The organism is Shewanella sp. 10N.286.52.B9, from assembly GCF_002873635.1.
Taxonomy (GTDB): domain Bacteria; phylum Pseudomonadota; class Gammaproteobacteria; order Enterobacterales; family Shewanellaceae; genus Shewanella.
Genome location: NZ_MCTY01000091.1, coordinates 42,887 through 64,312 on the forward strand (window position 1 = coordinate 42,887; position 21,426 = coordinate 64,312).

Genomic DNA, 21,426 nt, shown 5'->3' on the forward strand with positions numbered 1-21,426 from the left:
GCTTGCTTGTTTAAAGAGTACAATCAACTTTACTATTAACTTTTCAATACACCTAGGAATACTGTAAAAACTATGGATCAATTGACCCAAATTATTGCCATTGTTGGTGTGGTGCTTTATTGGCTTATTTTAGGTGTGGTGGCAATTCGAATCGTTATCAAACGTCGAAGTATCGGCGTGTCATTTTCTTGGTTGTTGATTATTTACTTTTTGCCTTTTGTTGGGGTGTTTGCCTACTTATTATTTGGTGAATTGCATTTGGGTAAAACCCGCTCAAATCGTTCAAAAGCCATGTATAAACCCTATGCCGAGTGGTTTAAAGCGTTATATGAGCATAATGCCCATAAACCAGAAAGCCAAAGTCATTATGCTATTCCTATTAGTCATTTGTGTGACACCCAATTAAGGATCCCATCTCTTACTGCCAATGAAATGGTGTTAAAACATACTACCGATGACATTTTAAACTCAATAATTAGCGATATAAATAAGGCTAAAAATTGTATTCATATGGAGTTTTATATTTGGCATCCCGGTGGTCTTGCAGATGAAGTGGCTAATGCATTGATTGCCGCTAGCCAGCGTAATGTCGCCATTAAATTACTATTGGATGCCGCCGGCAGTCGCCAGTTTTTCAAATCATCATGGCCAAAGTTAATGACAGATGCAGGAATTAAAGTGGTGCCGGCATTGATTGTTAGTCCACTGCGTATGCTGTTTAGGCGCATGGATCTGCGTTTGCATCGTAAAATTGTTGTCATAGACAATACCGTGGGCTATACCGGCTCAATGAACTTAGTTGATCCTAAATATTTTAAGCAGTCCAGCGAGGTGGGAGAGTGGATTGATATGATGGTGCGGATCACCGGACCTGTTGTACCAGTGATTAATACCGTAAGCAGCTGGGACTGGGAAGTTGAAACCAATGAGCGCTTTTTACCTGAGCAGCCGCCAGAGGCAGAGTCGACTCATACATCGTCATTAGTTCAAGTTATTCCATCGGGCCCAGGGATGCCGGAAGATGTTATTCATCAAGTATTATTACAAAGTTTATATCAAGCCCGTACACGCATTGTTATTACCACACCTTACTTTGTACCCAGTGAATACTTGTTAGTGGCCTTAGTCACCGCAGCGTTACGGGGAGTTGATGTTAATATTATTATCCCAAGGCGCAACGATTCCACTATGGTCAAATGGGCCAGTAGTTCGTTTTTCACTGAACTGTTAAATGCTGGCATAAAAGTTCATCAGTTTAACGGTGGTTTGCTGCACACTAAGTCGGTGTTGATTGATGATGAACATTGTTTGATTGGTACGGTAAATATGGATATGCGTAGCTTGTGGCTAAATTTTGAACTCACTTTAGCGGTTGACGATGTTAAGTTTGCTTATAAATTACAGCAGTTACAGCAAAGCTATATTGATGATTCTGAGCAACTTACTTTAGCACAGTGGAATAAACGCCCTTGGTACAAAAGGGTGATTGAACAAGTTTTTTATTTGTTTAGCCCTTTACTATAGCTTTTCACTTTAGCCGTTCACTTTAGCTGGTTGCTATAGAGTTTCGCGTAATCGATAGCGCCTTGTCATGAGCATATAAAAACAGCCACGATAAAAACTATAGTGGCTGTGTTTGTTATGACTATTACTGATAAATACGGCAGTAATTTGATTACTGTGAGTAGTTCTCTAAAAAGTTGCCAAAATCTGTGAGTGCCTTAGTTAAGTCTTCTTTGTGGGGTAAAAATACCACTCGCAGATGATCTGGCTCTGGCCAGTTAAAGGCGGTACCTTGGACTAAAAGCATTTTTTCAGATTTTAATAAATCCAGTACCAGTCTTTCATCGTCTCTAAGATTAAATTTCTTTAAGTCCAGCTTAGGGAAGGCATATAAAGCTCCCTTAGGTTTTTTAACGCTAACACCGGGTATTGAATTAAGCACGTCATAACAGACGTCTCTTTGGGCGGTTAAACGGCCATTTGGCAGTATTAGCTCGTTAATACTTTGATAGCCACCTAAAGCAGTTTGTATCGCATGTTGATTAGGTACGTTTGAACACAAGCGCATTGAGGCCAACATGTCTAAACCTTCAATATAATTTTTGGCAGCTTTTAAATTGCCACTGAGAACCATCCAGCCAACGCGAAAACCTGCAGCGCGGTAAGCTTTAGATAAGCCATTAAACGTCACTGTCAAAATATCATCTGAAAGCGAAGCTGCATGTACATGCACAGCTTCATCATAAAGAATTTTATCGTAGATTTCGTCGGCGAATAAAATGATGTCATGTTGACGGCACAGTTCAACCACCTCTAACAATAACTCACGACTGTATACCGCACCTGTAGGGTTATTGGGGTTGATGATCACAATGCCGCGGGTACGCGGGGTGATTTTACTTTTAATATCGTCAATATCCGGAAACCAGTCTGACTCTTCATCGCAGCGATAATGCACCGCTTTACCGCCAGCAAGGTTGGCAGCAGCGGTCCATAGCGGATAATCAGGTGAGGGGATCAGTACTTCATCATCGGTATTAAGTAGACCTTGTAATGCCATACAGATAAGCTCAGATGCACCGTTACCGATATAGACATCTTCGATATCAATACCAAAGATCCCTTGAGCTTGATAATGCTGCACAATGGCTTTACGGGCTGAAAATAGCCCTTTTGATTCACAATAACCTTGAGCGCTTGGTAAGTTTAAAATGACGTCACGGACAATTTCTTCAGGGGCTTCAAATCCAAAAGGGGCAGGGTTGCCGATATTAAGTTTTAATATTCTATGACCTTCATCTTCTAGGCGGCGTGCCTCTTTATGAACAGGTCCTCGAATATCATAGCAAACACTATCGAGTTTATTGGATTTGATAATAGGGCGCATACTTGCCTCAAGTTACTAATACGACATAAGTATCCGAACAATAACGAATTAATGGCAGTGAGAAAAGGATTAATTGAATATTTTATTGAGTTTATTAGAGGATTGTACTGCGCGACTTATATTATCGACACCCGGTTAGGTTAAATGACTAAATTGGTGAGCATAAGCAAGATGAAACACTGAATTGCTGGTGTTTTTGAGTGCAACTCTCTTATTAAAGATAAGCTAACTAAGTGCATAAAATAAATACAAAAAACAAAAAAGCCAGCAATTGCTGGCTTTTAGACTTTTAGGGTGGTTCCGTTAAGGGCCTCCCTAATGATAGCGATAATTAAACGCGTTTTTTGAACTCGTTAGTACGAGTATCAATTTCGATTTTATCACCGATTTTAACGAATTCAGCTACCGTAACAGTACCACCACCAGTAATGGTTGCTGGCTTCATTACTTTACCTGAAGTATCACCACGAGCAGCTGGTTCAGTGTAAGTTACTTCACGAACGATGCTAGTCGGTAATTCAACAGAAATCGCTTTACCTTCGTAGAAAGTGACTGAACATTCTTCTTCCATACCGTCAACGATATAAGCAGAAGCATCACCTAAGTTGTCAGCTTCAACGTCATATTGGTTGTACTCAGCATCCATAAATACATACATAGGATCTGCGTAGTAAGAATAAGTACATGCTAAACGTTCTAGGATGATATCTTCCATTTTGTCATCACCTTTAAAGGTGGTTTCAGTGGTAGAGTCTTGTAGAACGTTCTTTAATTTGATTTTAACGATTGCAGCGTTACGACCAGAGCGAGTTGTTTCAGTTTTCTGAACAACCCATGGGCTGCCATCTAACATGATCACGTTACCAGGACGGAGTTCATGAGCAGTTTTCATTACTTTATTCCTATATTTTAGGTATTAATTTTAATTGCGCAGTATCTTAGCTGGTTTTAATAAATTGAACCAGACGTGTAGCAAGATCTGCATCATTTTTAGCATCAACTGCCCAATCTGTAGCATGACGCTGCATAGGCAATTGCACTGAAATAAGTTGTTGCCAATAATCTGAGATATCGGCACGTTGCTGATTGAATGCAAAATTTACTTCCGAGAAGATATTTGCAAATCTATCATCAAGTTTGTGGGTATAGATATTAACAAAAGCCTGCAGTTTTACTAGGTGATAATCTTCATCTTGTGGGTAAATATGCCAAATAAACGGCCTAGCTGCCCACTGAGCGCGCAAAAAAGAGTCTTCTCCGCGAACAATGTTGATATCACAGCTCCAAAGCAGTCGGTCAAAGCCGCTTTGATCTGTCATAGGCAGAATGTGAATAACCAGATTTTCCAGCTGATATTGCTGACCTGGTTTAATGTTTTCTATGGTCACTGGCAATAAATCAATGATGCTGGTTAAGCTTTTGCCCACGGGAATTAACGCATGCATGGTTTGGCTTGATTGACGCCAAAGCTTGACCAAACTTGCTAGGGCTTGTGACTCATAACTAAATACTGATACGACGACATCTTCAGCGTTAATGCCTGATAAACCTAATTGGCGAAACAATGACAGTTTATTACTGCTATCAGCTTGCCAAGCATTACGTTGACTAAATAAGTCTTGCTCGCAAATCAATCCGCCACTTTTTGCAGTAAACCCAGGAAAATAAAAATACTTTTTAAGGCCACTTTGTTGCATTGAAGGTAAACCGTGACAGCCGTCGACCCAATCTTCAGCGCAAAGGTATTCAAGGTTTATCCATAGCGGTGGAGTATGTGATGAGGTTGAAGTGTGGTGTTTATTATGGTTGTGGAGTTCTTCAATACTGCTTTTAACTTGTGAAGGTAATTCACAAGCAAAAGCTTCAATCAATACGCTTCCAGCTTTGTACTCTATATCTAATGGGTTGTTCCATTGAAAAATATTAACACCGCAAAAGCATTGCTGGGCTATAGCTGGGTTTAACTGCGGCAAAATATGCGAAAAACTGTGTAAGTCATCGACCCATAAATTGATTTCAATACCGTATTCTGCGTGCAATTGTTTGGCTAAACGCCAGGTGACACCGATGTCGCCGTAGTTATCAACAACAGCGCAGAATATATCCCAATGTTGATTGCTTGATTTGTTCACTTTTTTCTCTCAACACAGCAGCTAGCTATTTGGCGCTAAATGTCAGCGCTAAAAAAAGCGGCTATGGCCGCTTTTTAAACTGTTTTTACTTAACAGTAAAAACAAAGTTAGAGACTCAATATTAGTCTTCTAATTCAGCTAAGCACATTTCTTCATAAATTTGCTTAACCCATGCGTCAACACGCTCTTCAGTCAGTTCAGGTTGACGATCTTCATCAATACCTAAACCAATAAAGTGTTTGTCGTCAACTAAACCTTTTGATGCTTCAAAGTCGTAACCTTCTGTTGGCCAATGACCAATAATAAGACCGCCACGCTCAGATACGATATCACCAACCATGCCCATAGCGTCAAGGAAGTACTCAGCGTAATCTTCTTGATCGCCACAGCCAAAAATTGCGACTAACTTATCAGTGAAGTCAACTTGTTCTAGCTCTGGGAAAAAGTCATCCCAATCGCATTGAGCTTCACCGTAATACCATGTTGGAATACCAAATAAGATCAAATCGAACTCAGCGATTTGCTCTTTGGTGCTTTTGGCGATGTCTTTGACATCGACCATTTTTTTACCCAACTTCTTCTGGATCATTTTGGCTACAGCCTCGGTATTACCAGTGTCACTACCGAAAAAAAGACCTACAGTTGCCATTGTCTATCCTTTAAATATCATGTTCGCTTTGCGAATTTAAAAAAACGGTTCAGTTGTCGATTTGTTGTTGCAAGATTAATTCGATTAACTGGCTACGGCTGATGTTACTGGCCAATGCTTGTTCGTTCAAGGCGTCATATAAAACTTGTGACACCTTTAACTCTATTCGTTTTAATCCGTTAGCGCGATCACGTTGTATTTGATTGCGCTTATTGACCTTTAACTGTTGTTCCCGACTTAAGGGGTTGCTTCTAGGACGTCCACGACGCTTCTCTGAAGCAAACAGGTCAATGGTGGTTCTATCTGTTGTTTCTTTTGCCATCGTTCTGTTTAACCGATCCCTGAACCTTCCCAGGTGATCTGAATAATACCTTTTGCTACAAACCCGGCACAGCCAAGGAATAATACTAACCATACGATGTAACGTCCAAATTTGGGCACTTGGCCTTGCTTAAGGACATCGTGAATAGCCATACCAATAAAGAAAAATATTAAAGCAAAAAACAAGTTTAGACCTAATGTCTCAATTTGATCCATATACTGATTCAACATGTTTTTTCCTTTAGTAATGCTTTAAGGCTAAAAGAGGGCGGGAATATATCACATAGATATACTATGAGCCATATTTGTTGGCTTCTATTAATGAAAATTTACAAGTTAATTATTGGCTATTGCTATCGATAAACTCAGCAACTAATCGATTAAATATTTCAGGTTTTTGGGCATGTAACCAATGACCTGTACCATTGATGGTTTTGGCACTGACACGAGGGAACTGCGTCATGATGGCATTGGTGTGCTCTGCAAGCACGTATTGAGAGTCACCACCACGGATAAAGAAACAGGCCTTATCGTATTGTTTGTCGGTGATATCCCAAGCAATGATTTGCGGATAATTCTCGATTAAACCGTCAAGATTCATTTTCCACTCAAAGCCATTGTCGGTTCGCTGCAGGTTTTTAAGCAAAAACTGCGCGGTACCTAAATCAATATCAGCGCTGATTAAATGCTCTAATGCTGATTTTCTGTTGGTGGATTGTTCTAGAGTTAAGGATGTTAACCCTGCAAATACGGTTTGATGACGTGGTTCATAAGCCACTGGGGCGATATCTGCTACGACTAAACTAGTGACTTTTTCGGGATGTAATAACGCTAAAGCCATGGCGACTTTACCGCCCATCGAATGGCCAACAAAATGTGCTTCGGTTAAATTCAAGCTGTTTAGCAACTCTACGCAAGCTTCGGCAAGGAGTGGGTAGTCCAAATATTGCCAATGTTCACTTAAACCATGGTTAGGTAAGTCGACACGAATAACCTGATGGTTTGCTTCCAGTGCATTTGCGAGGTTTTTCAGGTTGTCCAAATTACCAAATAAGCCATGAATTAAAACCACTGCAGGGCCAGTACCTGATGAAACGTAATGCATTGAAATGTCCATTTTGATTGTCAACGAAGGCGTGATTTTGCCTGTAAAAGGGGATGATGATCAAGAACTGAAATGAATTAGTCAGTTGTTATATGTTCATTAAAGCATCCATCAGTGCCATTGATGATGTGAAATTGACTAATTTTGAGATGTTTAGCTGTTTTTACTCTTTACCATCGGCGTGAGATGGGTAGACTGTCATTATATAAAGATCGATCTAAATCGATCGGTAATGCCACTGGTCATTATTTAATGTCGTAAGTGGCTTGACGTTTTTGACTATAGATTAAGACCAAAGGAAGCATTAATGAGTAAATATATTGAGATAGACGAAAAACTCTATCGTTATATTGCAAGTAAAACAGAACGCATTGGTGAAAGTGCATCTGATATTTTACGCCGTTTGTTGGATCTTTCTATTGAATCAGTTGAACCTGTAGAGCCTTTAGCGATAAGCCAACCTAGCTTAGAAACCGCCCATGCTACAAGCGTTGCTAAAGTAAAGGCTGAGGTTATCACACCAGAAGTCGTTGAACCTGCCGTAATTGAAGAAGTAAACACTGAGGTCGATTTCAACACTGTTGTACATGAACATATGTTATCTCAGCAAAAAGGCGCAGTAGGGCGCTTTATGTTTTTGTTAGAGTCACTTTCTGCAATGACGCCAGCCACTTTTGATCAAATATTAAAAATCCAAGGCCGGGGCCGTTTATATTTTGCTCGTTCAAAAGCGGAATTATTAAAAGCCAGTCAGTCTGCTAATCCGAAGGAAATTGGTACTAGCGGTTATTGGGTTACCACTAATAACAACACCGCCAAAAAGCGCACTATTTTATCAGAAGTGTTATTGCAACTCGGCTGTAATGAAGAGCTGGCAAAATCAATTTCAGACAGAATCTAAGGCAATTTTAAATTTCTAAAATAGGGAGTATACCGTGGCAATTCATGACAGAGCAGGCACTGTAGCAATACAAAAGGATTTGATTAATTTACCCAAATTGATGAGCCACTATTACCGAATCGTCCCTAATGTTGAAGATGTGCAGCAAAAAGTGACCTTTGGTACATCAGGTCATCGCGGCAGTTCACTTAAGGCCAGTTTTAACCAAAATCATATTTGGGCTATTACTCAGGCTGTGGTTGATTATCGTCAACAAGCGGGTATCAGCGGGCCTATGATTGTAGGTTTTGACACCCACGCCCTATCGTATGCAGCTTATATGTCGGTGCTTGAAGTACTCACAGCGAATCAAGTCGCTGTAAGAGTGCAAAAAGATGAGGGTTTTACCCCAACACCGGTCGTCTCACAAACTATTGTGAGTGCCAATGTTAATGGCGGCGATCTCACTGACGGTCTTATTATTACACCATCGCATAATCCGCCTCAAGATGGTGGTATTAAATATAATCCGCCCCATGGTGGACCTGCTGAAGGCGAGATCACTAAACAAATTGAAACCGCTGCCAATGAATATTTAGCTAATCAATTAAATGGCGTTAAAAAAGTCAATTACGGTACTGCTGTAGAGTCAGGCTGGATTAATGAAGTTGATTTTATCGCACCTTATGTTAATGCATTAAGCAGTGTTATTGATTTAGAAGCGATAGCAAAAGCTAAAATTAAAATTGGTGTCGATCCATTGGGTGGCTCTGGTATTTACTATTGGTCTCACATTGCTGAGCAATATGGTTTAGACATTACCTTAGTTAACGACAAAGTCGACCCAAGTTTTGGTTTTATGCCGTTAGATAAAGATGGAAAAATCCGCATGGATTGTTCATCACCTTATGCCATGGCGGGATTACTGGCACATAGCGAAAACTTTGATGTGTGTGTAGGTAATGACCCTGATTACGATCGTCACGGTATTGTTTGCCCAGGTTTTGGATTAATGAACCCAAATCATTACCTTGCTGTCGCTATAGATTACTTGCTGACTTACCGCAAAGATTGGGCGGCAGACTTAGCCATTGGTAAAACCTTAGTATCAAGTGCAATTATCGACAGAATTTGTCAATCACATCAACGACATTGTTTAGAAGTACCAGTGGGCTTTAAATGGTTTGTTGACGGTCTTGCTAACAGCAGTATTGCGTTTGGCGGTGAAGAAAGTGCCGGGGCTGCCTTTTTAAATAAAGATGGTTCTACTTGGTGTACCGATAAAGATGGTTTTATTCTGGCTTTGTTAGCCGCTGAAATTTTAGCGGTAACAGGTAAAACGCCTGCCCAGCGTTATGTCGAGCTAACTGAACAGTTTGGTAAGAGTTACTATACCCGTATCGATAGTCCTATAAGCCTGAAGAAAAAAGCCAAGTTTGAGACCTTATCGTCAGATAGCTTTACCGATACAGTCCTTGCTGGTGAAACCATTACGGCTATTTTATCTCATGCGCCAGGTAACAATGCGGCAATTGGCGGCATTAAAGTCACCACCGAAAATGGCTGGTTTGCCGCGCGTCCATCTGGCACTGAAGCATTATTTAAAATTTACGCTGAAAGCTTTGTCAGTGAGGCGCATTTAGCTGAAATTATCAGTCAGGCACAAGTCATGATTGATAGTGCGTTAAAAGCCTAAAGTTTAAACCAAAGGGTTAATAGCCTCAGATGATAAATGCCTGACTTAGCAATAAGTCAGGCATTTTTTTAGGGATTGTATTGCTACGGGTTTAGCTGATGATAGGTACATCATAGGGTGTGTTGTTTGGCAGTATGTGATTTATCTCTTCAGTTGTTAATTGCCAATGTTGCTGCATCACAGTCGATATCCAGCTAAAACTATTACTGGTAGGTTGTAAGTCTCGATTTTGAAATAACTGCTCAGGTTTAAGTCCCGGCCATTGCCCTAAGACTTTACCGCCTTTTACTGCGCCACCTGCGATAAACATAGCACTACCAGTGCCATGATCCGTACCATAGGTGCCATTTTCTTTTACAGTGCGGCCAAACTCGGTAGCAACAATTATCACAGTATTTTGCCATTGATTAACTAAAGCGCTTTTAAGTGCTTCTAGGCCTTTATCTAATTGGCTCAATTGACGGTTAAGGCGACTATGTTGGTTGCTATGGGTATCCCAGCCGCCCATTTCTAACATGGCGCAATCTATTTCATCACTTTGGTTTAAGAAATTACCGCAGGCCTCGGCTAAGGCGACAAATTTACGACTCTTATTGCCACCACCTAGCATGGCCATTTCTTTCAATGAGATCCCATCCATTAGGTTTTGAGATAATTTTTTGTCTTGTTGATAAAGCACGGCTAACTGCTGATAAATATCTTCATCAGCGGGCTCTCCTTTAGTGGGATACCAAGTATTGACACTATCACTCCCGCGTAAACTGATGGGAACAGCGTTTGATATGGCAATAGCGCTATTGTTTTTATGATCTAGTGAAGCACTTATGGCTCGTCCTAACCAGCCAGACTCAAGCTCTTTAAGTTCTCCACCGCTTTCTAAAAAGTCTTGTCCAGCAAAATGTGACCGCTCAGGGTAACCAGACGATACTGCTACAATAGGTAACAGTTGCTTGTCGAGATACCACTGATGCATATTGGTTAATACTGGATTTAAACTAAATTGTGGGTTTAACACGAGTTTTGAATTGGCGACATTACCGGCTAGCGTGGGTCTTAATTGAGAAAAGTTAGGCTCCTTTAGTGGCACTATGGTATGCAATGGGTCAAGTGCGCCGCGAAGTATGACCCAGACGATATTGTTTTTAGTTTTAGCTGAGGACGCGGATGTTGCATTCGCCACAGAGCTAGGCGCTAGGCCGCTGCTTAACATCACTAAACTGGCACTGATCCCTTTAATAAATTCACGACGTTGCATGTTATCTCCTTAAGAACTCAGGGCTAAGTAATAATAACGCTAAAGCTTGTTCACGACTTTCTGCACGGGTAATGGTATTAAATGATAATTCAGATAATGAGTTGCCATATAAGGTATTAATTGCCTGAGCGGTATCAGAATCTCGTTGGGAGGTAGCAAATTGTGTGGTCCAGTTGATTTTGGTCATTAATGCATTAGCACTGTTCCAGTCTGGTTCTAGATCGCCAAATCCCTCAGGGGAGCCCGCTTTAAAAGGCTGTTGACCCATTTCACCTAACTGCTTAAGTAATTTTTGCATGTTAGTGACAGGCTTATTAACTGCGCGGTAACTAGAGATGACATGTTCAACGGGGGTTTTAAACTTCAGCTGTTCAGGCTGCCATGACTCGTCTGCATTAATTAAGGTCAGCATAACTTGTTTGATGTTGCCATTGGTACTGTTCCATGTTTCAACAAGCTTGGTTTGCAGTGTTTCAGAAGGATTATCACTTATAAAATATTTAACTATTTTATAGCACAGGTGGGTTGCAGTTTGTGGCTGTTTGGCAATATCAGCCAGCATAACTTGACCCTGTTTAACGCCAGAGGCATTGTCTTGTGCGGCAGGATATTGTTTACCAAGTAGGGTTCGAGGTCCTGGCTCATGGCCATTGACTCGATAGATAAAACCTGTGGCATTATCTTTTCTGGGGTTGGCAATGCTCCACCCGCTAATTCCGTTTGCTAGCTCAATGACATCAGCTTGAGTGTAACCACCATTAACCCCAAGGGTGTGTAGTTCGAGGATTTCTCGAGCTAGATTTTCATTTAACCCTTTGCCTCGCTTGCCAAGAGGGGAATTTGCACCGAACGACTTTTCATTATTGAGATAACGTATCATGGCAGGATGACTGGTCACTGCCAGTAGCATGTCTGCAAATGATCCTAATAAATTTGGCGCTATGGCTTCACGCTCTAATGTGGCGGCAAGTGCTGTCATCACTCGTCCACTGACTGTGACACTAAAATGATTTGAAAAAAAATGTAATAAACGCCAGCTTAATGAGTTTGGAGAATTGATTGCGCTATTAAATGCACTGGCTGTTAGCTGGTAATAGGCTTGTTTGTGTGGCGGCAGTGGCTTTGGCCCGTTAAATTTCTTTTTATTGTTGGCTTTATTTGCATTAGATTGACCTTGCATGGACATCATATTTTCAGTTTGACGGTTTTTTTTTGCTAGCTGCTCTTGTCTTAAAAATTCGCTTACTTGACGGATTATTTCGTCAGAGTTGAATTCAGTTGCTTCAAACTCTGGGATCACCAATTGTTTAACTAAGTAGGCTTTTGGATCGTTAGTCGCTAGGGATAGTTCGTTTGGCCTCGCGCCAAGTCCAAATCGGTTAGTGGCAATTATCGCAGCTGCTGACATAGTACATCCTTGGATCAGTTAACTTGTGGTCTTGGTAAAATATTACCTTAAGCTAAACAAAGCCGATTTATAAGCGTGAACTAGATTTTTTAGATGGTTTTATGAACAAATTAGCCTTAAGAATGACATAAACTACACAAAATAGAGGGTAATATCATTTTTGGCTTGATAGACGCTTGTACTGCTGAGGATTTATTTTAACCACGACTGTTTCAAGATAGAAGGTGAGGCAGCTTAGCATTATTGCCAGACAAATTAGTTATGTTTGCGGGGCTGGCTGATAAATACAAAAAAACTACCCATTGAGCGCAGTGGGGAGCTCTGGCTCAAAGGGATAGCATTAAAAGTAAGCCGGCTGTATCTGGCTAACTAATATTGACTAAGCGACTTTTGTTAAAATAAGTGCTGTTTTAAATAAGTGCTGTCTAAGCAAGTTATCGCGTTTTGTTGTAAATAACTAAGGCAACAATGGCTACTAATGCAATAGCAGGTGCGAGTTCATACAGATGATGAAATAGACTGACTGCGCCATGACCTTCGTGGGCAAATGCAAGAGTAGGGGATGCAGCCATTAGCATTGCGGTTAGTTTCGTTTTCATTGTTAGTTCCTCAATAATTCTTTTTTAATTGGTTAATAAAAGTTATTACAAATTGAGCTTTAATCGGTATTCATTTCAAGTTGCATTAACATCATCTGCTCACCATCTATTACCTGAGTATTGGTACTTAAACATCTTGGGCAAACAATATTACGTTCGGTTAATTCTGATTGCGTGTCACATTGGCGGCAGTGAATGATTAGCGCCTGTATATTCATATCCAGCATGGCGTTGTGGCAAATCCCTTCAAGTTTGAAAGTTTCAAACGCCGTGGCCAATAAACGTGGCTCGACGCCACTTAACACCCCAACTTTAATCTGTACTCTGATGATTTCATTAGCTTGATTTTGGGCCGCTAATTGCTCAATTTGCTCCAATAATGACATCACAATTGAATACTCGTGCATTAGCAAATCCTTGGTAATAGCTCACCTTGGGGAACATCTAAATAGCGGCTACTGCCCCATGGTGTGGTTAATACTACTTTGCCAAGGTGTTGATTAGTCACATTGCCGATAATGCAGGCTTGATCGCAGTGGCAATATTGTTTCATCATAGTTAAAGCCTGCTCAGCTCTCTCCTGTGGCAGGGCCATAATAAAGGTGCCTTCATTTGCTAAATCAAAGGCTTCAAAACCATAAAGTTCACACAGGCCTTGGACTTGTGGCGATATTGGAATTAATTTTTCATCGACTTCAATGCCAACAGCAGATGCATTGGCCCATTCATTTAATACCGCAGACAGGCCGCCGCGAGTGGCATCTCTCATGGCATGGATTTCGATATTCGCTGCAATGAGTTGCTCGACTATGGGCCAAAGAGTGGCGCAATCACTGGTGAGTTCAGACTCTAAACATAAGCTATCACGTGCCATTAAAATGGCTGCTCCGTGCCTTCCAATGTCGCGTGATACGATAATAGCGTCACCTTGTTGCAGGTTTTTAACTGAAATACCGGGTTTTAAAATTCGGCCCACACCTGAGGTATTGATAAATATGCCGTCAGCGCAGCCTTTAGGTACTACTTTAGTATCACCACAGACTATACGTGCACCAGATTTATGTAATTCAGCGGCCATGCTTTGCACTATGGTATTCAGATCTTTAATGGCAAAGCCTTCTTCAATTATAAAGCTGCAGCTTAAATATTCTGGCTGCGCTGCCATCATGGCTAGATCGTTGACTGTGCCAGCAACGGCCAGTTTGCCGATATCACCACCAGCAAAAAATAAAGGCTCAACGGTAAAAGAGTCGGTAGTAAATGCACAATGGCCAGTTAAATTTAAATCCGCAGCATCTTCTTGAGACTCCAAAATTGGATTTGAAAAAGCTTTAAAGAACATATCAGTAATTAAACTGTTCATTTCTTTACCACCGCCGCCATGGCTTAACTGCACGTGTTGATATTTATTCGCTGGCATTCGTTACTCCTGTATAACGATAATATGCATTGCAGGCACCTTCTGAGCTGACCATACAACTGCCCAATGGATTGTCTGGAGAGCAGCCTCTGCCAAAGACTTTGCAATCTTGTGGATTGGCGAGACCGCGCAAAATATCACCGCATTGACAGGCTTTGTGGTCATCAATTTCTACAGTGGGTAGCTGTTGTTTGAATATAATTTCGGCGTCGCGATGGGCATACTGGGGTTTTAAGGTTAATGCTGATTTTGCAATCGGCCCTAAACCGCGCCACCTAAATGATGCTCTTAGGGTTAAGTATTGGTCGATTAATGCCTGCGCTGCTTGATTACCCTCGTAACTGACCGCGCGGCTGTATTGATTATCAAGCTGGGCAATATTTTGCTGTTTTTGTTTTACAATTCTAAGAATCGATTCCATCACATCCACAGGTTCAAATCCCGCTACTACCACTGGTGTGTTGTAGTTATCTACAGCCGCTTGGTAAATTTTAGCGCCGCTAATCACGCTCACATGGGCAGGTCCTATAAAGGCATTTACTTTAGCTTGTGGGTTGGCCATCACGGCATCAATCGCTGGTGGCACTAGTACGTGGTTGATATGAAATAACAGATTATTTATTTGCTGTTTTTCAGCTTGGTCAATTAACACGGCAGTCATTGGGGTTGATGTTTCAAAGCCGATGGCAAAAAAGATAATGGTTTTATCGGGATTGTCTTTTGCGATACTAAGCGCATCCATAGGGTCGTATAAAGGCCGAATATCACAACCTTTAGCACGAAATTGAGCAAGGCTACCTTTTGAACCAGGCACTCGGATCATATCGCCTAGGGTCAATAATATAACGTCATCAAGCTGTGCTAATGCAGCAGCATGGTCGATGCGCTCTTTTGGCATAATACACACAGGGCAGCCGGGTCCATGAATAAAATTGATGTTAGCTGGCAGCAATTGCTTTAAACCATATTTCATTACGGTGTGGGTATGACCGCCGCATACTTCCATTATGTTAATATCAGTATCTATCTGACTAGCATGTGAGTTTATCTCTTCTGCTAACGCTTTGATGGTGTCAGGATTGCGAAACTGTTGATATAGATCAGTGAGGATCATAAATCATTTCCTTCATCATTAAGTTTATCAACAATCTCTTTATAGAGTTCCAAACTTAATTTGGCATCTTCTGTATCGATTTTATTCATCACAAATCCGATATGGATCAGCACAAATTCGCCCACCTTTAATGGCTCTGTCATTAGGTGACTACTGACCCGGCGTTTAACCCCTAAGGTATCGACGGTGACACTAGTATCATCGTGAACAGCGGTAATTTGAGAAGGCACTGATAAGCACATATTATTGCGCTCCAATTGCGCTGTTTATCCAATCAGCCACTTGGTTAAGAGATTGTGGGTCTTTGACTGAAATGGGTAATAAGGTCACATCAGGATTGAGTTTTTTAAGTTGCTGCTCGCATTCGGTTAAGGAAAAGTCAAAATACTCGGCTAAATCCATTTTGGTTATAAGTACCAAATCTGCACGGCGAAACATCACCGGGTACTTTTCAATTTTATCGTCACCTTCAGGCACAGATAACAGCACGATATTTTTGTGGGTGCCGACATCGTAACTAGCGGGGCAAACAAGATTGCCAACGTTTTCTACGAAGCAGACATCAATAGGTTTAAGGTCAATATGGTGCAGCGCTTGATGCACCATAAAGGCATCTAAGTGACAGGCTGAGCCGGTTTGAATTTGATAAGCACTAATGCCTTTAGCGATTAAGCGGTCAGCATCACGAGAGGTTTCTAAGTCGCCTTCAATGACCGCGAATTTAGCCATTAAATGAGTGGGTAAATATTCCAGTAAAGTGGTTTTACCGCTACCAGGGCTACTCATTAAGTTAAAAGCCATGACGTTATTGGTTTCAAAATGCGCACGGTTATGCTGGGCTTCATGATCATTCTTATCTAATATTTTATGAATAACAGATAAGGTCTTAGTATCATTAAGCTGCGGGTTAGAGTGTAGGCTATGTTGATGATCTGTAATTGAACATCCGCAATCTTGGCACATATCAATATTCCTTATTCGAAACGCCTCTTGCTATATCTCAGTATCAATGGCGGTTAAAAATTATTCTTTGATTAACATCAGCAATTAATCGTTATTTAAATATTAATTGGCTATTTGTGTTGTTTGTTGTTGTAAATAGGCAAACCATAATTGCCCTAAAGAGATGCCGGCATCGTTTATAGGGATAAGTTTACTGGGTAGTATTTGCCGCTGCTTTAACGCTTGCTGACATTGTGTTAGTAGTAATTTATTTTGAAACACACCGCCGCTAAACACTAAAGCATATTCAGGGTACTGATTAGCAACATCAGCGACAGCTCGGCTTAAACTCGCTGTGAATGCAAAACATAATTGTTCGGTCGATGGCGGCTGTTTAGCCGTGATAAGCCCGATAACTTGTTTGATTAATCCGCTGCTATCCCAAACTTTAACTGCAGAAACAGCTACTGTTGGCTCTGGAGACAATGCCAGTAATTGCTGCTCAGTGTTGGCAGTATTTGTTGTATTAGATGCTATTGATTGCTTGAGCCAGTTATTAGCACAAGTTTCAATTAACATGCCTGCTTGGGCTTCAAACTGATTCGTTTCAATAAGATTAAGTGCAACAGCAATGGCATCAAACAGCCGTCCTATTGAGCGTGATTCAATGCAAGCACTATTGTTAAGCCACATACGATGTAAATTATCTAAGGTATGAGCAGGCATTGTTTGAATTGCCTCGATGGGCAGGTTTTTTATTTGAGCAAGGCTGAAGTGCTCGAATAACAAGGCTAATAAAATCCTTACGGGATGTTTAATCGCTTGCTCGCCACCAATTAACTTAAATGACTTCAAGTGAGCGACACTGCGATAATTAATGCCATCAAGCAACATGCACTCACTGCCCCAAAGGCTGTCATCATCACCTAAGCCTGTGCCATCAAAACTAAATCCTAATACTGGTTTTTGGTAGTTATTGATCGCCAGCACACTAAGGATATGCGCATGGTGATGTTGAACCTGTGAAATCGGGACATTGTGTTGATTATTAGCCCATTGGCTAGATGCATAATCAGGGTGCTTATCACTTATTATTTTCTTAGGGTTAAAACGATACAGTCGCTTAAATGTGTTTAAGGTGTGTTCAAATAACTGGTTAGTTTCGAGGTTATACAAGTCACCAATATGCGGGCTAATAAAGGCATGTTGTTTAAAAGCAAAGCATTGAGTATTTTTTTGCTGCGCCCCGACCCCAAGAATTGGATATTTAATGGCGCTGGGTAAGGCAATACTTAATGGCGCATAGCCTCTTGCTAATCGAATAACCTGAATTTGCTCGTTAATTACTTGAACAACGCTATCATCACAAGGGTTTACAATGGCTCTGTTGTGGTCAACGAGGCCATCAATCACATGGCCTAGTTGCGACATAATCTCGTTGGCGTCGGTAATAATGGGTAAGCCTGAAAGATTTGCGCTGGTGGCAACAATAGGTTTGTTAAAGGCATTAAGCAACAGATGATGCATGGGAGTGTAGGGCAGAAACAGTCCTAATTTATCTATGTCGGGTGCAATTAACTTGCTGATAAAATTATCAATATTGGCGTGTTTAGCCATTAAGGTGATAGGTTTTTCAGCACTACTTAAGAGTTGCCACTCTGTTTTTGTGCCAGTAACGAGTTGTTTGGCTTGCTCGATATTCGCTGCCATAACGGCAAAGGGCTTTGCTGGGCGCTTTTTACGTGATCTTAGCTTTTTAATGGCCTCATCATTAGTGGCATCACAAATAATATGAAAGCCCCCTAGACCTTTAACTGCTAAAATTTTGCCATTATTTAACGCGCTGATGATGGCTGAAAACACTTGCTGTTGATCAGTAATAACCTCAGTTATCTGCCCATGGGTAAGCATGTCAAAACGTAACTTGGGGCCGCATTTAGGGCAGCTCACTGGCTGAGCATGGTAGCGTCGATTTAAGGGATCTTCATAGGCTTTTCGGCAGTCCTCACACATAGCAAAATTAGCCATTGAGGTAAGATGGCGATCATAGGGAAGTTGCTTAACAATACTGTATCTTGGCCCGCAATTGGTGCAATTTGTAAAAGGGTATTGGTAATGACGATTATTTGGATCTGTGATGTCAGCTAAGCAATCTGTGCAGCTACTTTTATCGGCTGAAATTGACACTATGGCTTGTTGATTTGACTGACTTTGGCTGATTGAAAAGTCGGCTAGTCTTGTATCGATTCGTTCTTCTACCACATTCAGTTTATCGATTCTGGCTAATGGCGGTGGATTAACTCTTAACTGATGGATCACATGATTGATATCAGTATTTAATCCTTGTAGATGAATGCATACACCTTGCTCATTATTTAGCACACTGCCGAGCAAATTAGACTGAGTGGCTAATTGATAAACGTAAGGGCGAAAACCAACCCCTTGGACTATGCCGTTTATATTGAGTTTTACCTGTTGAAGATAGGCTTGATGCAGTCCCATAGGCTTACCTTAACCCACGTCTTTTGGCGAGATACAAACCACCAATGGCAATGTTGGCGCCATCGAGATCTAATTGATGGTTTACCACTAGAGGGTAATTCTTTTGTAGCCGCATACATAGGCGCTCAGCAAGTACGCTATAGACTAAATCGTTGCCTGCTAACACCACGGCATCAATTCCTTGTTGCTGCTCCAGATGATCAAGCCAGTTACTAAGATAATCAGCTAATGAATCAAAAAAACCAAAAGCTAAAATGGCGGGATTGGCGCCGGCTAATTTAAAACTCATTAAGCTGGCAAAGGTACGGCGCCAATTAATGCTCCTATAGCCGTTTTCTGAACAAAGTGGAAAATCAATTCTAGGGGCATTATTACCATGATACTGCTGCGCCAGTGCATGAAACGCATCTGCTTTCGCGTCAATACTGGTTAATTGATTTAAGGCCTCATCATCTAAAATCAACATGGCAGCTAGGCCAATAAAATGTTGAATATTATCACTAGTTTTATCCAGTGTGGTTAGTGCTAATTGATGGATTTGTTGTGGAAATGCTAGGGTAAACTTAGCGAGTACTTTTGATTCTTCGTGCTGTAATTGCGCAATAATATCAGCGCCATGTTGCTCAAAAGTCGGTAATCGTAAAAACTGGGCAATTTTTTGTTGTTTATTTTGGGTAATAACTACACTGGGGTTGTCATGGCTAAAATAGAGTGTGGCACTGGTGATGGATTGTTTGTCTGTTGCTGCTAGCGTTTGATTCGACAGCATTCGATTGGCAATTTGACTGATCACAGCTTCAGACAAATTCAGCAAACCTGCGTGCATGGCGCAGCTAGCCGCGTCTATTCCAGTCACTGTTAATTCAGTCACAGCGGTGTTATCAGCTGCTGACATACGGCAATGGATCTGTTTGTTATTCCAGCAGGCTTCATAGTGTTTGTATTGAGCAACATCATGTAATGGGCTGGCGCCATTAATGGAGAATTGGTGATTGCTGGCGATTTCTACCCAAGCATTATTGATGCGAGTTACGCTTGGCTTAGCTATGGACTTAGTTAAAGGCTTGTGTAAGTCGTTATGAGTAACAGCGCTAACTGAATCGTTTGTATCAATATAGACCCAATCAATACCAATAGTGTTTAGCTGATCAGCCAGTGCCATAAGTAAACGACTGTCAGCAAAGCTCACTTGATAGTATGGATCAGTAAGTGTTGGCTGGACTTTACACTTAGCTTGATGTTTAGCAGTAGTAACACCTGAAAAGACTACTGCATCAGCTGACATCAGTTTGAGTCGCGGTTTTTCTAAACTGGATAAGGCGAGGGTATGGTACTGCTGCACTGCAAAATACTTACTTAAATGCTGGGGGTTACAGATTAAAATATGTTGTTGGCCAGCGTTTTTGGCAAAAGGTTGTAAGCTCAAACTGAAATTTGAACTTGGATCCGAACTTGATACAGAACTTAATTCAGAACTTAAATAAGTGCTGCCACTGCTGCTTAAACTAATCTTGGTGTCATTTTTTAACCGCGCTGCAATTGCAATATGATCTTGCGGCGCCATAGATTGCTCTAAGGTGCTTATACGCTCATGGCCGTGACAATGGGGACAAACTAGATCAAGCTTTAAAAAGTTAGCATCTGCGGCATTAACCATCTGCGGCTGGCATTCACTACAGTAACTGATGTTGAGCTCAGCATGGGCTAGCGGCTTTTGGCTGCCTTTACGGGTTTTGATGACACCGACATCAGCAGAGCATAACCAGATTGAATATAAAAATTTGGCGGCAATCTCATCGGCAAGGGCGGCGAGTTGTGGCTCTGTGGCCTCAACTTCTAAAAAATAGCGATTGTTGTTAAAACCCGCGCTAAAGTCAAAGCGGGTATCGGCTATATATTGATTACAAAGCTGCGCATAAAAGGCCACTGGGCGCTGGCAGGTAAAATTAAAACTGACTTTATGCATAGGGCTGACATCCACGTTTATAGGAATCAGGGATTAAGTCGTTAATATTAACACTGTGTTTTTTTGTATAGCTAAAACCTGCTTTTTCAAGGTGTGCCAGTAAGGCTTTTTCCATCGTCGGCACCGCAGCTTGTATTGACTCAGTTAAGCCTAATGTCATCGGCTCGATGACTGTCGGCGTAACTCCAATCACGTGAGTATTGGGTCTATCACCGACCATGTCCATCATGATCAGGGTTTGCAGCATCTCAACCTCATGGGCACTGCCTTGCCAATCAATTTCGGGTGGCGCTTGATCAAAATTAAATGAATACACCTCTCCGGGCTTTACCCCTGGACTGTTTACGGTATCCACCACAATTAAGTTGTCATATTGACAAAGAATAGGGATAAGTCCTTGAGCAAGGGTGCCACCATCTAAAATATCGAGTTGATGGTTTGGCTGATAGAAAGCGTATTTTTCATCGATATAATTAACAAAATGTACGCCGATCCCTTCATCAGCGTACAAAACGTTTCCTATACCTATTAGTAAGCTAGTAGACAA

The 21,426-nt window shown here is 41.2% G+C and carries 21 protein-coding genes; 3 read left to right on the top strand and 18 right to left on the bottom strand.

The annotated features are described in order from the left end of the window. Positions 1 to 72 precede the first annotated feature (72 nt). Positions 73 to 1,524, top strand: coding sequence for a cardiolipin synthase (gene cls / locus BCU91_RS06335; protein ID WP_102531127.1), 1,452 nt, complete (start codon positions 73 to 75; stop codon positions 1,522 to 1,524). Positions 1,525 to 1,675: 151 nt separating this feature from the next. Here cls and BCU91_RS06340 read toward each other — a convergent pair whose 3' ends face one another. The 7 genes from BCU91_RS06340 to BCU91_RS06370 all read right to left on the bottom strand — a co-directional run bounded on the left by BCU91_RS06340 (position 1,676) and on the right by BCU91_RS06370 (position 7,097). Beyond that, positions 1,676 to 2,890, bottom strand: coding sequence for a pyridoxal phosphate-dependent aminotransferase (locus BCU91_RS06340; RefSeq protein WP_102476748.1), 1,215 nt, complete (start codon positions 2,888 to 2,890; stop codon positions 1,676 to 1,678). A gap of 331 nt (positions 2,891 to 3,221) precedes the next feature. After that, positions 3,222 to 3,782 (bottom strand): elongation factor P, encoded by a 561-nt coding sequence (efp, locus tag BCU91_RS06345; RefSeq protein WP_076540967.1) that lies wholly within the window; start codon positions 3,780 to 3,782, stop codon positions 3,222 to 3,224. Positions 3,783 to 3,828: 46 nt separating this feature from the next. Next, the gene (earP, locus tag BCU91_RS06350) at positions 3,829 to 5,022 is read right to left on the bottom strand and encodes an elongation factor P maturation arginine rhamnosyltransferase EarP (protein ID WP_102476749.1); all 1,194 of its coding nucleotides are present in this window, start codon (positions 5,020 to 5,022) and stop codon (positions 3,829 to 3,831) included. 121 nt (positions 5,023 to 5,143) lie between these two features. Further along, positions 5,144 to 5,671 (bottom strand): flavodoxin FldA, encoded by a 528-nt coding sequence (gene fldA, locus BCU91_RS06355; RefSeq protein ID WP_102531128.1) that lies wholly within the window; start codon positions 5,669 to 5,671, stop codon positions 5,144 to 5,146. A 49-nt stretch (positions 5,672 to 5,720) separates the two neighbouring features. Then, complete coding sequence (ybfE, locus tag BCU91_RS06360) at positions 5,721 to 5,993, bottom strand: LexA regulated protein (protein ID WP_076540961.1); 273 nt, start codon at positions 5,991 to 5,993, stop codon at positions 5,721 to 5,723. Positions 5,994 to 6,001: 8 nt separating this feature from the next. Beyond that, positions 6,002 to 6,223, bottom strand: coding sequence for a DUF2788 domain-containing protein (locus BCU91_RS06365; RefSeq protein WP_076540959.1), 222 nt, complete (start codon positions 6,221 to 6,223; stop codon positions 6,002 to 6,004). 109 nt (positions 6,224 to 6,332) lie between these two features. Further along, a complete protein-coding gene (locus BCU91_RS06370) occupies positions 6,333 to 7,097 on the bottom strand; it encodes an alpha/beta fold hydrolase (RefSeq protein WP_102531129.1) in 765 nt (254 codons plus the stop codon). Between the two features lie 307 nt (positions 7,098 to 7,404). Between BCU91_RS06370 and seqA the strand changes: the two genes are divergently transcribed. Together seqA and pgm are read left to right on the top strand one after the other, a co-directional pair. Next, positions 7,405 to 7,998: a replication initiation negative regulator SeqA gene (seqA, locus tag BCU91_RS06375; protein WP_102531130.1), complete on the top strand. Its 594-nt coding sequence runs from the start codon at positions 7,405 to 7,407 to the stop codon at positions 7,996 to 7,998. Positions 7,999 to 8,032: 34 nt separating this feature from the next. Further along, positions 8,033 to 9,673 (top strand): phosphoglucomutase (alpha-D-glucose-1,6-bisphosphate-dependent), encoded by a 1,641-nt coding sequence (gene pgm / locus BCU91_RS06380; protein ID WP_102531131.1) that lies wholly within the window; start codon positions 8,033 to 8,035, stop codon positions 9,671 to 9,673. A 91-nt stretch (positions 9,674 to 9,764) separates the two neighbouring features. Here pgm and BCU91_RS06385 read toward each other — a convergent pair whose 3' ends face one another. The 11 genes from BCU91_RS06385 to BCU91_RS06430 all read right to left on the bottom strand — a co-directional run bounded on the left by BCU91_RS06385 (position 9,765) and on the right by BCU91_RS06430 (position 21,426). Beyond that, positions 9,765 to 10,928, bottom strand: coding sequence for a DUF1501 domain-containing protein (locus BCU91_RS06385; RefSeq protein WP_102531132.1), 1,164 nt, complete (start codon positions 10,926 to 10,928; stop codon positions 9,765 to 9,767). A 1-nt stretch (position 10,929) separates the two neighbouring features. After that, on the bottom strand, positions 10,930 to 12,336 hold the full coding sequence (locus BCU91_RS06390; protein ID WP_102476753.1) for a DUF1800 domain-containing protein: 1,407 nt from the start codon (positions 12,334 to 12,336) through the stop codon (positions 10,930 to 10,932). Positions 12,337 to 12,770: 434 nt separating this feature from the next. Next, positions 12,771 to 12,935, bottom strand: coding sequence for a hypothetical protein (locus BCU91_RS20365; RefSeq protein WP_198589276.1), 165 nt, complete (start codon positions 12,933 to 12,935; stop codon positions 12,771 to 12,773). Positions 12,936 to 12,994: 59 nt separating this feature from the next. Beyond that, entirely contained in the window at positions 12,995 to 13,342 is a 348-nt protein-coding gene (locus tag BCU91_RS06395) for a hydrogenase maturation nickel metallochaperone HypA (RefSeq protein ID WP_102435491.1), read from the bottom strand. Further along, positions 13,342 to 14,355, bottom strand: coding sequence for a hydrogenase expression/formation protein HypE (hypE, locus tag BCU91_RS06400; protein WP_102531133.1), 1,014 nt, complete (start codon positions 14,353 to 14,355; stop codon positions 13,342 to 13,344). Before hypE ends, BCU91_RS06395 begins: the two co-directional genes overlap by 1 nt. After that, complete coding sequence (hypD, locus tag BCU91_RS06405; protein WP_102531134.1) at positions 14,342 to 15,469, bottom strand: hydrogenase formation protein HypD; 1,128 nt, start codon at positions 15,467 to 15,469, stop codon at positions 14,342 to 14,344. Before hypD ends, hypE begins: the two co-directional genes overlap by 14 nt. Beyond that, entirely contained in the window at positions 15,466 to 15,711 is a 246-nt protein-coding gene (hypC, locus tag BCU91_RS06410) for a HypC/HybG/HupF family hydrogenase formation chaperone (RefSeq protein WP_102435486.1), read from the bottom strand. The genes hypD and hypC overlap by 4 nt, the downstream gene beginning before the upstream one ends. Before the next feature lies 1 nt (position 15,712). After that, positions 15,713 to 16,432 (bottom strand): hydrogenase nickel incorporation protein HypB, encoded by a 720-nt coding sequence (gene hypB / locus BCU91_RS06415; RefSeq protein ID WP_102531135.1) that lies wholly within the window; start codon positions 16,430 to 16,432, stop codon positions 15,713 to 15,715. Positions 16,433 to 16,534: 102 nt separating this feature from the next. Then, a complete protein-coding gene (hypF, locus tag BCU91_RS06420; protein WP_102531136.1) occupies positions 16,535 to 18,913 on the bottom strand; it encodes a carbamoyltransferase HypF in 2,379 nt (792 codons plus the stop codon). Positions 18,914 to 18,917: 4 nt separating this feature from the next. After that, positions 18,918 to 20,879, bottom strand: a complete 1,962-nt coding sequence (locus BCU91_RS06425) for a hypothetical protein (RefSeq protein WP_102531137.1) — start codon at positions 20,877 to 20,879, stop codon at positions 18,918 to 18,920. Further along, positions 20,872 to 21,426 (bottom strand): HyaD/HybD family hydrogenase maturation endopeptidase, encoded by a 555-nt coding sequence (locus BCU91_RS06430; RefSeq protein ID WP_102476759.1) that lies wholly within the window; start codon positions 21,424 to 21,426, stop codon positions 20,872 to 20,874. Before BCU91_RS06430 ends, BCU91_RS06425 begins: the two co-directional genes overlap by 8 nt.

Excerpts from the sequence above, each read along its gene's own strand:
- cls (WP_102531127.1), top strand. The coding sequence starts at position 73 with ATGGATCAATTGACCCAAATTATTGCCATTGTTGGTGTGGTGCTTTAT.
- BCU91_RS06340 (WP_102476748.1), bottom strand. The coding sequence starts at position 2,890 with ATGCGCCCTATTATCAAATCCAATAAACTCGATAGTGTTTGCTATGAT.
- efp (WP_076540967.1), bottom strand. The coding sequence starts at position 3,782 with ATGAAAACTGCTCATGAACTCCGTCCTGGTAACGTGATCATGTTAGAT.
- fldA (WP_102531128.1), bottom strand. The coding sequence starts at position 5,671 with ATGGCAACTGTAGGTCTTTTTTTCGGTAGTGACACTGGTAATACCGAG.
- ybfE (WP_076540961.1), bottom strand. The coding sequence starts at position 5,993 with ATGGCAAAAGAAACAACAGATAGAACCACCATTGACCTGTTTGCTTCA.
- BCU91_RS06365 (WP_076540959.1), bottom strand. The coding sequence starts at position 6,223 with ATGTTGAATCAGTATATGGATCAAATTGAGACATTAGGTCTAAACTTG.
- BCU91_RS06370 (WP_102531129.1), bottom strand. The coding sequence starts at position 7,097 with ATGCATTACGTTTCATCAGGTACTGGCCCTGCAGTGGTTTTAATTCAT.
- seqA (WP_102531130.1), top strand. The coding sequence starts at position 7,405 with ATGAGTAAATATATTGAGATAGACGAAAAACTCTATCGTTATATTGCA.
- BCU91_RS06385 (WP_102531132.1), bottom strand. The coding sequence starts at position 10,928 with ATGCAACGTCGTGAATTTATTAAAGGGATCAGTGCCAGTTTAGTGATG.
- BCU91_RS06390 (WP_102476753.1), bottom strand. The coding sequence starts at position 12,336 with ATGTCAGCAGCTGCGATAATTGCCACTAACCGATTTGGACTTGGCGCG.
- BCU91_RS20365 (WP_198589276.1), bottom strand. The coding sequence starts at position 12,935 with ATGAAAACGAAACTAACCGCAATGCTAATGGCTGCATCCCCTACTCTT.
- BCU91_RS06395 (WP_102435491.1), bottom strand. The coding sequence starts at position 13,342 with ATGCACGAGTATTCAATTGTGATGTCATTATTGGAGCAAATTGAGCAA.
- hypE (WP_102531133.1), bottom strand. The coding sequence starts at position 14,355 with ATGCCAGCGAATAAATATCAACACGTGCAGTTAAGCCATGGCGGCGGT.
- hypD (WP_102531134.1), bottom strand. The coding sequence starts at position 15,469 with ATGATCCTCACTGATCTATATCAACAGTTTCGCAATCCTGACACCATC.
- hypC (WP_102435486.1), bottom strand. The coding sequence starts at position 15,711 with ATGTGCTTATCAGTGCCTTCTCAAATTACCGCTGTTCACGATGATACT.
- hypB (WP_102531135.1), bottom strand. The coding sequence starts at position 16,432 with ATGTGCCAAGATTGCGGATGTTCAATTACAGATCATCAACATAGCCTA.
- hypF (WP_102531136.1), bottom strand. The coding sequence starts at position 18,913 with ATGGGACTGCATCAAGCCTATCTTCAACAGGTAAAACTCAATATAAAC.
- BCU91_RS06425 (WP_102531137.1), bottom strand. The coding sequence starts at position 20,879 with ATGCATAAAGTCAGTTTTAATTTTACCTGCCAGCGCCCAGTGGCCTTT.